Genomic DNA, 7,608 nt, shown 5'->3' with positions numbered 1-7,608 from the left:
CCCGCCCTACCCTCGGAGCCCGAGCCGGTCGAGGACCAGGGGGCTTCGGCTCAAAGGCCTCAGCGCGGTTCATCGGCGCGTTGGCGGAGGGGCAATGAGTACTGAGCTCGCATGATTCAAGTCCAGCTACAGCGGCACCGAGGGCGGCGCCTGTATCGAGGTCGCCGCCATGACGACCGCCGTGCGCGTCCGGGACTCCAAGGACCGGAGCGGGCCGCAGCTCGCCTTCTCCCCCGCCGCCTGGGCCGACTTCGTCGCCTTCGCGGCAGCCACGGAGACACCGCTCTCCTGAGCGGTCGGATCCGCCGGGCGGGTGTCGGGCATGCGGGCGCCTTCGTGCGCGCGCGGCAGGCATCGTTCGCGAGCGACCGTCAGCTAGCCTGCGTCGTCGGAAGGCCTGAGGGCATCGCGGTGACGAAAGGGTTCACCATGGCGGAGAACTTTGCAGAGCGGCCGGCGCCGGAGTCCGTGCGCCTGATCGACTTCGAGGAGGCGAAGGCCGTCCCGGGGATCGTCCCGGGCACGTTCATCCTCGTGGTGAACGGGACCAAGCCCTACCTGAACATGACCGTCCGGCTGTCGCCCCGGGTCTACATCGCGCAGCCGGAGTACTGGGGCATCGAGGTGGTCGGCTCGCTGTCCGGCATCGGGCTCCCCGCCACCGCCCCGTACACGGAGTCGCTGCCGCTGGACGGCATCACGGGGAGCAAGGGGATCGAGGTGATCGGGGCCTACCGGACCGAGCGGATCGACCTGCCGTAGGGCCCGGGTCGTCAGCCGGGGCCGACCGCGACGGCCGGCCCCGCACCCGAGTGCCGCACACTGAGCTTCGGCCGCCGCCCGAACCCTCACCGCGGCACCCCCGCGGCGTCCAAGAAGGTGCGGAACTTGGCGCCGGCCTCGGCCAGTTCGGCCTCCGGCCGGGACTCGGCGACGACGCCCGCCCCGGCGAACACCCGCAGCGTGCCCTCGTCGGCCTCCGCGCAGCGCAGGGTCACCACCCACTCGCCGTCACCGTCCGCGTCGCCCCAGCCGACCATCCCGGCGTAGCCCGCGGTCGAACGGCTCGATCTCGCCGATCGCCCGCCGCGCCGGCGGCGTCGGCGACCCGCAGGCCGCCGGGGTCGGGTGCAGGGCGGTGGCCAGCCCCAGCGCCGACACGGCCGGGTCGGCCAGTTCGGCGGTGATCGCGGTCGCCAGGTGCCACATGGCGGCGGTCCGGACCAGGGTCGGGGCGGCCGGCACCAGCAGCGTCCGGCAGTACGGGGCCAGCGCCTCGCGGATGGCGTCCACCACGAAGGCGTGCTCGCGCAGGTCCTTCGGGGACTCCAGCAGCGCGGTGGCCCGGCGGACGTCCTCGCCCAGGTCGGCGGTGCGCGGCACCGAACCGGCCAGCGGGTTCGCCACCACCGTGGTGCCGCGGCGCGAGAGCAGCAGTTCGGGATTGGCGCCGATCAGGGTGCGGCCCGCGCCGCCGGGCACCGCGAAGGTGTAGCCGCTCGGGTCGCGGCGGGCCAGCCGCTGGAGGATCGCGGGCAGATCGAGCGGGCGACCGGCACTCAGTTCGAGTGTCCGGGCGAGCACGACCGTGTTCAACTCACACGCCGGACGGCCTCGGCGTCGCCGGCCCCGTACACCTCGGGCTCGGGCACCGGACGGACCCGCCACTCCACCGGCTCGGCGGCCGGGGCGGGCAGGGCGATCAGCGGGTCGTCCCGCAGCGCGCCGCAGACGCGCAGCCCGGCGGGCACGGCCAGTTCGGCCCCGCTGTCGTGGTCGAACGCCACGGCGCCCATCACCAGCGGCTGCCGGACCCCGTCACGGCGCGCCCGGGCCGGCGTCTCGGCGACCCGCACCGGCAGCGGGCGCTCGTCCCGCACCGCCCTGGCGTGCACGCCCTCGGCGAGCAGCGTGCGGGTCGGCGAGGCGAAGAACGCCTCGCGGGGCGCGGCCCGGTACTGGCCCAGCGGCCCGCTGGCCGCGCCGATGACGGTGTGGTCCGTCCCGGCGGGGGCGTGGTGCACGGTGGTCACCTGGATCCTCCCAGTCTGCGAGTGGCCGCCGGGTGCCCCGGTCAGGGTGGTCGGCGGGTGGGGCGGTTCGCGGCCGGGGTCGACCGGGGCGCACCATCGAGCCTGGACGCAACGTTGCGTCCAGTGCTACGTTCGAATCGCAACGCAACGTTGCGTCTACTTTCGCCTCCGGGGCCCGCCCCGCGCTGCGCCGACTCCGCCCCGCGCGGAGTTCCCGCCCCGCCAGGCCTCACCCCCCTCACCTCACCCGAGGAGCACACCCGTGCCTTCCGCGCCCCCCGACAGCCCCCCGGCGGCGGCCACAGCCCCGTCCGCCCCGGCCGCCCCGGCGACTCCGCTCGCCCGGGCCGCCATCGCCCTCGCCTTCTGGGTCACCATGGCGGGCACCACCGTCCCGACCCCGCTCTATCCGATCTACCAACAGGCCTTCGGCTTCTCGCCGTTGATGGTCACGGTGACCTTCGCCGTCTACGCCGCCGGAGTCGTCGTGGGCCTGCTCACGCTCGGCCGCCTCTCCGACCGGATCGGCCGCCGCCCCGTCATGGCCGGCGCCCTGCTCCTCGCCGCGGCCGCCGCCGGACTCTTCGAGGCCGCCTCCGCCCTGCCCTGGCTGCTCGTCGGCCGGGTGGTGTCCGGCCTCGCCGCCGCCCTGGTCACCGGCGCCGCCACCGCGGCCCTGCTCGACCTCGCCCCGCCGGAGCGCCGGCTGCGGGCGCAGACCCTCGCGCTCGCCGCCAACATGGGCGGACTGGCCGGCGGCACGCTGCTCTCCGGGATCCTCGCCGAATGGGCCGGCTCCCCGCTGCGGCTGCCCTGGACGGTGATGCTCGCCCTCACCGCGGTCGCCCTGCTCGGCCTCTTCGCCGTCCCGGAGAGCGTGCCCGGCGGCGGCCCCCGCGAGGCCCACCACGCGGCCGTTCACACACCCCCTCGCACGACCTCCCGCAAGGCCCACCGCGAGACCGCCGGGAACGCCCCGGGGAGCACCGGCGCCGCGCTCCCCCCGTCCTTCGAGCCGCCGCTCGTCCCGACCGCCATCCGGCCCGCCCTGCTGCGCGCCGCCCTGACCGCCGGGTCCGGCTTCGCCGCCCTCGGCGTCCTCACCTCCGTCAGCGGGCTCTTCCTCGCCACCGTCCTCGGCATCCACCACCACGCGCTCACCGGTCTGGTCGCCTGCCTCGCCTTCGTCGCCACCGGGGCCGGCCAGTTGCTCGCCCGCGTGCTGCCCGGCCCCCGCGCCCTGCCCGCCGCCTGCGCCGGGCTCGTCGTGGCGGCGGCCCTGGTCGCCACCGCGCTGCTCACCGGGACGCTGCCGCCGCTGCTCCTCGGCGCGGTGCTCAACGGCCTCGCCACCGGTACCGCCGTCGCCACCGGGCTCGCCACCATCAACGGGGGCGTCGAACCGCGACGGCGTGGCGAGGCGATCTCGGCCTACTTCGCCGTCCTGTACACGATGCTCTCGGTACCGGTGGTGGGCGCCGGCCTCCTGATCCGGGCCACCGACCTACGCACGGCAGGGGTCGTCTTCAGCGCGCTGGTCGCGGTACTGGCCGTCGGCGTCGCGGCCGGCCTGACCGGCCGTCGCGCACGGCCGACGCCCCTCGCGGCGGAGGAGGCGTGAGAGGATGGGCCCGACCCAGCACCCCGGCCGGCTCCCGCAGCGGCCCGCCCGTGAGGACCGCAGCGCCATCGCCGCCCAGCCCCGCCCCGCCACCGGCAGCAGCAGCGCGAGTACCGGCGGTCGCCGCAGCGAGGCCGCGCGCCTGGCCGTGCTGAACGCCGCCGACGACCTCCTGGTCGAGCACGGCTTCGAGGGCCTCACCATCGAGGGCATCGCCGCGGCGGCGGGCGTCGCCAAGCAGACCATCTACCGCTGGTGGAAGTCCAAGGTCGACATCCTCTTCGACAACCTGGCGCTGGACTCCGGTCCCGCCCTGGTCTGGCCCGACTCCCCGGCCACCCCGGCCGACCTGCGCCTCTACCTGCACCGGTTCGCCGCCTTCCTCGGCGAGGAACCGGCCGGCCGAGTCCTGCAGGCCCTCCTCGGGCACGCCCAACTCGACTCCCGGACGGCGGAGTTGCTGCACACCGGCTTCCTCGACCCGCTCCGCGAGCGGGACGTCGCGCACACCCGGGCCTGCCTCGGCACCTCCGAGGACGAGGCCGCCGCACTCCTGGACGCCCTGCTCGCCCCGCTCTACCACCGCGCCCTGGTGCTGCGCCGCCCGCTCGACCGGGCCTTCGTCGACACCCTGCTCGACCGGCAGCTCGCCCGCTTCACGCACTGATCCGGGCGCCCACTCCGGGCACCACCCGCCACCACCTGCCACCACCCGCCCCCGCGCGGCTCCCGCACCGCACCGCCGTGCGGCCGTTCGCCGTGGCGCGCCCCGGCCCCTCCGTCACCGAACTCCCCTTCACCCGGCCCGAGTCCACCTCCGGGCCCGCTCAGGAGTCATCATGTTCCGACGCCCCCGCCCGGCCCACGACGTCGAGGTCATCGCCACCACCCCGCTGACCTCCACCCTCACCCGGATCACCTTCAGCGGCCCGACGCTGCCCGACCTCGGGATCGAACACCCCACCCAGTGGGTCAAGTTGGCCATCCCCGAGGGCCCGTCCCGGGCCTACACCATCCGCCGGCACCGACCCGCCGAGTGCGAGGTGGACATCGACATCGTCCTGCACGGCAACGGACCCCTGGCCCGCTGGGCGTCCACCGCCCGACCCGGCGACCGGGCCGTCCTCGCCGGCCCGCGCGGCCGCCGGCCCGACCTGGACGGCGTCACCCGGCTGCTCCTCGCCGCCGACGAGAGCGCGCTGCCCGCCGCGCTCACCATTCTCGATCAACTGCCCAGCACGGTAAGGGCCTTCGCCTACTTCGAGATCGCCACCGGCGCCGACGCGCTGCCGCTCGGCACCGCCGCCGAGCTCACCACCACCTGGCTCCCCCGTGACGGCGCCCACCCCAAGGGCCGGCTCCTCACCGACGCCGTCCTCGCCGCCGACGTCCTGACCGGCCCTGCCGGCCCTGCCGGGACACCCGGCTCCGCCGCCTGGATCGCCGGTGAGGCCGTCGCCGTCGGAACCCTCCGCCGCCACCTCCTCGGCGACCTGGGCCTCCCCCGCGACCGGGTCCACGCGAAGGGCTACTGGAAGCACGGCGAGGCCAACCACCGGGAGTGAGCGCACCGGCCGTCGCGACCGGCGGCGGTCAGTCGGCCGACCGCCGCCGCCGCGCCAGGCGGTACGGCCCGAGGAAGTAGGAGAGCGCCGCGAGCGACGCCCCCTCGGGCACCTCCCCGGCGGCCAGCAGCTCGACCACGTCCTCCTCCGCCACCCACTCGACCCGGGTCGCCTCGCTCCGGTCGGTCGGCTCGCCGATCCGGGTGCAGCCGGTCATGTGGAACGCGTGGAAGCGCATCGTCGAGATGCCGGACATCGCGTTGAACCCGACCAGCGGCTCCACCCGGCCCGGTCGCCACCCGGTCTCCTCCTCGACCTCCCGGGCGGCGGCCGCCGCCGGCTCCTCGCCCGGCTCCGCCCATCCGGCCGGCACCTCCCACCCCCACTGCCCGGTGATGAACCGGTGCCGGTACAGCAGCAGGAACCGGCCCGCGTCATCGGTCACGACCGCCGTGGTGCAGGCCTTCGGCATCCGCACCACATGGTGGTCGACCCGCCCGACCCCGGGGATCTCCACGTCGTCCAGCCACAGCTCCACCCAGGGCGACTCGTAGACCGGCCGCCGGCCGTACGTCTTCCACTCCGTCATCGGCCGGCTCTCCTCCGCACCCGTGACCACCACGTCTTCCGCTTCGACCCTCTCACGCCGCCGCCGGGCCCCCGGGCCGCCCCCGGCGGCCGCCCGCCCGGAAATCCGGGTGCCGACGGCATGGCGCGCGCCTACCGTGAGCGGCATGTGCACCCGGAGCCGGACCTCGCGACGACACTTCGTCTGCCCGCCGTGCCGGCTGTCCGTGAAGCGGCACGGCGCACCGGGGCGGGACCTCTGCGCGCGCTGCGGCGGCGAACTGGTCGACGCGGGCCAGGACCTGGCGGTCCCGCGACGCCGGGACACCGCGGGGTGGCGGGCCCTGACGGCCCTGCTCGCCGCGGGGGTGACCTTCCACTCGCGCTGCTGCTACGGCCCGGGGTGGCGGCCGCGCACCCCGGGGGAGGTCCGCGAGCGGCTCGCCCGGTCGGCGGGCGGTGGGCGGCCGGTGGCCGAGGCGCTCACCACCCGCGACCCGCACGACCTCGGCCCGGCGGACCGTCGCCGCGCCTGAGCGCGGCCACGTCCACGGCCTCAGCGCGTCGCGCCCGCCACCGGGGCCAGCCCGGTGCAGCCCCGCAGGCCGTCGCGGCGCTTGAGCGCGGCCGTCGCGGCGGCGCCGGTCTGCGGGACGGGCACGCCCTGGCCGTCGACGGTGGCGGGCGTGAACACCTCGCCGGTGACCCTGCCGGCCGCGGTCAGGGTCAGCGTCGTCACACCGGTCTCATTGGAGTTGGCGTAGTCGGAGGTGCCGTACCAGAGGAAGTTGCCGAAGCCGTAGCCGATGTAGGTGGAGCCGAGCATGCCCGAGCCCAGCATGGTGTGGGCGTGGGTGCCGACCACCGCGGTGGCCCCGGCGGTGGCGAGCTTCTTGGCGATGGCGCTCTGGGCGCCGGTCGGACAGGCCTTGCCCTCGTCGCCCCAGTGCAGGTACACGAGCACGACGGGCGCCTGCTTCTTCGCCTCCTCCACCGCCTTGACCAGCGCGGCGGCGTCCAGCGCCGAGGCGATGCCCGGCTTGGTGGCGCCGGCGCGCCACTTCTGGTTCGTCAGGTCCTCGACCTGGCTGGCCGCGAGCACCGCGACCTTCACCCCGCGCACGGTGGTGACGTACGGGGCGTACGCCTCCTTGGCGTTGCGGCCGACGCCGACGACCGGGATCGGCGCGGAGTCCTTGGCGGCGAGCGTGTCGGTGAGCCCGTCCGCGCCGAAGTCCACGGCGTGGTTGTTGGCCATCGAGACGACGTCGACGCCGGAGTCCTTGAGGGCGGTGAGCGCCTTGGGCGAGGTGCGGAAGGTGTACGTCTTCGGCTCGGGGGCACCCCGGTCGGTGATCGCGGTCTCCAGGTTGAGGACGGCGAGGTCCGCGTCGGAGAGGGTCGTGGCGATCGGGCCGAGCGCCTGCTCGGGCGCCTTCACCGCGAGCCGGGCCTCGGTGCGGCCCTCGAAGTGGACGTCCCCGGCGAACGCCACCGTGATCGAACCGTCCGGACGGGGCGCCGAGGCGCTCGCGGACGGCGAGGCGGACGCCGCGGCGCCCGCCGTCCCGGCCGCCGAGGGCTTCGCCGCGTCGCCCGCCGGCGCGGCCTTGGCCGGCGCCGGGTCGTCCGGCCCGCAGGCGGCCACGGGTATCAGCCCGAGCAGCAGTGCGACGGCGGCCGCGACTCGGCGCATGTGAAGTCCCCCCGGGGGTCGATTCGAGAGCGGTCAGACTACGCCATTCCCCCACATCGCCTTCGGTCTGCCTCCCCGGCCCGCCCGCCCCGGGCCCGCCCCGCGCCCGGGGCGCAGGACGGGCCC

The 7,608-nt window shown here is 76.0% G+C and carries 7 protein-coding genes and 2 pseudogenes; 6 read left to right on the top strand and 3 right to left on the bottom strand.

The window, feature by feature from the left end:
• Positions 1-115: 115 nt before the first annotated feature.
• Both ACZ34W_RS14715 and ACZ34W_RS14710 read left to right on the top strand, forming a co-directional pair.
• Positions 116-292: pseudogene (locus tag ACZ34W_RS14715) on the top strand (DUF397 domain-containing protein); the annotation flags it as partial.
• Positions 293-429: 137 nt separating this feature from the next.
• Positions 430-762, top strand: coding sequence for a hypothetical protein (locus ACZ34W_RS14710; RefSeq protein WP_329490407.1), 333 nt, complete (start codon positions 430-432; stop codon positions 760-762).
• An 86-nt stretch (positions 763-848) separates the two neighbouring features.
• On the opposite strand, the pseudogene ACZ34W_RS14705 reads toward ACZ34W_RS14710, so the two are convergent.
• Positions 849-2,039, bottom strand: a pseudogene (locus ACZ34W_RS14705) (isochorismate synthase).
• A gap of 256 nt (positions 2,040-2,295) precedes the next feature.
• Here ACZ34W_RS14705 and ACZ34W_RS14700 point away from each other — a divergent pair.
• From ACZ34W_RS14700 to ACZ34W_RS14690, 3 genes are all read left to right on the top strand, one after another.
• Complete coding sequence (locus ACZ34W_RS14700) at positions 2,296-3,654, top strand: MFS transporter (protein WP_465604056.1); 1,359 nt, start codon at positions 2,296-2,298, stop codon at positions 3,652-3,654.
• A gap of 4 nt (positions 3,655-3,658) precedes the next feature.
• Positions 3,659-4,321: a TetR/AcrR family transcriptional regulator gene (locus ACZ34W_RS14695; protein ID WP_465604054.1), complete on the top strand. Its 663-nt coding sequence runs from the start codon at positions 3,659-3,661 to the stop codon at positions 4,319-4,321.
• Between the two features lie 172 nt (positions 4,322-4,493).
• Positions 4,494-5,219 carry a siderophore-interacting protein gene (locus ACZ34W_RS14690; protein WP_465604052.1) on the top strand — a complete coding sequence of 242 codons (726 nt, stop codon included), beginning with the start codon at positions 4,494-4,496 and terminating at the stop codon, positions 5,217-5,219.
• Positions 5,220-5,247: 28 nt separating this feature from the next.
• Here the strand turns inward: ACZ34W_RS14690 and ACZ34W_RS14685 are convergent, their stop codons facing one another.
• Positions 5,248-5,808 (bottom strand): NUDIX domain-containing protein, encoded by a 561-nt coding sequence (locus ACZ34W_RS14685; protein ID WP_329490403.1) that lies wholly within the window; start codon positions 5,806-5,808, stop codon positions 5,248-5,250.
• Between the two features lie 145 nt (positions 5,809-5,953).
• Here ACZ34W_RS14685 and ACZ34W_RS14680 point away from each other — a divergent pair, with 145 nt between their 5' ends.
• Positions 5,954-6,322: a hypothetical protein gene (locus ACZ34W_RS14680; RefSeq protein WP_465604049.1), complete on the top strand. Its 369-nt coding sequence runs from the start codon at positions 5,954-5,956 to the stop codon at positions 6,320-6,322.
• Positions 6,323-6,342: 20 nt separating this feature from the next.
• Here the strand turns inward: ACZ34W_RS14680 and ACZ34W_RS14675 are convergent, their stop codons facing one another.
• Positions 6,343-7,482: a CapA family protein gene (locus ACZ34W_RS14675; RefSeq protein ID WP_465604047.1), complete on the bottom strand. Its 1,140-nt coding sequence runs from the start codon at positions 7,480-7,482 to the stop codon at positions 6,343-6,345.
• Positions 7,483-7,608 lie beyond the last annotated feature (126 nt).

The sequence above is a fragment of the Kitasatospora sp. NPDC022856 genome (assembly GCF_055561235.1).
This window is presented reverse-complemented; position numbering and strand designations above follow the sequence as displayed.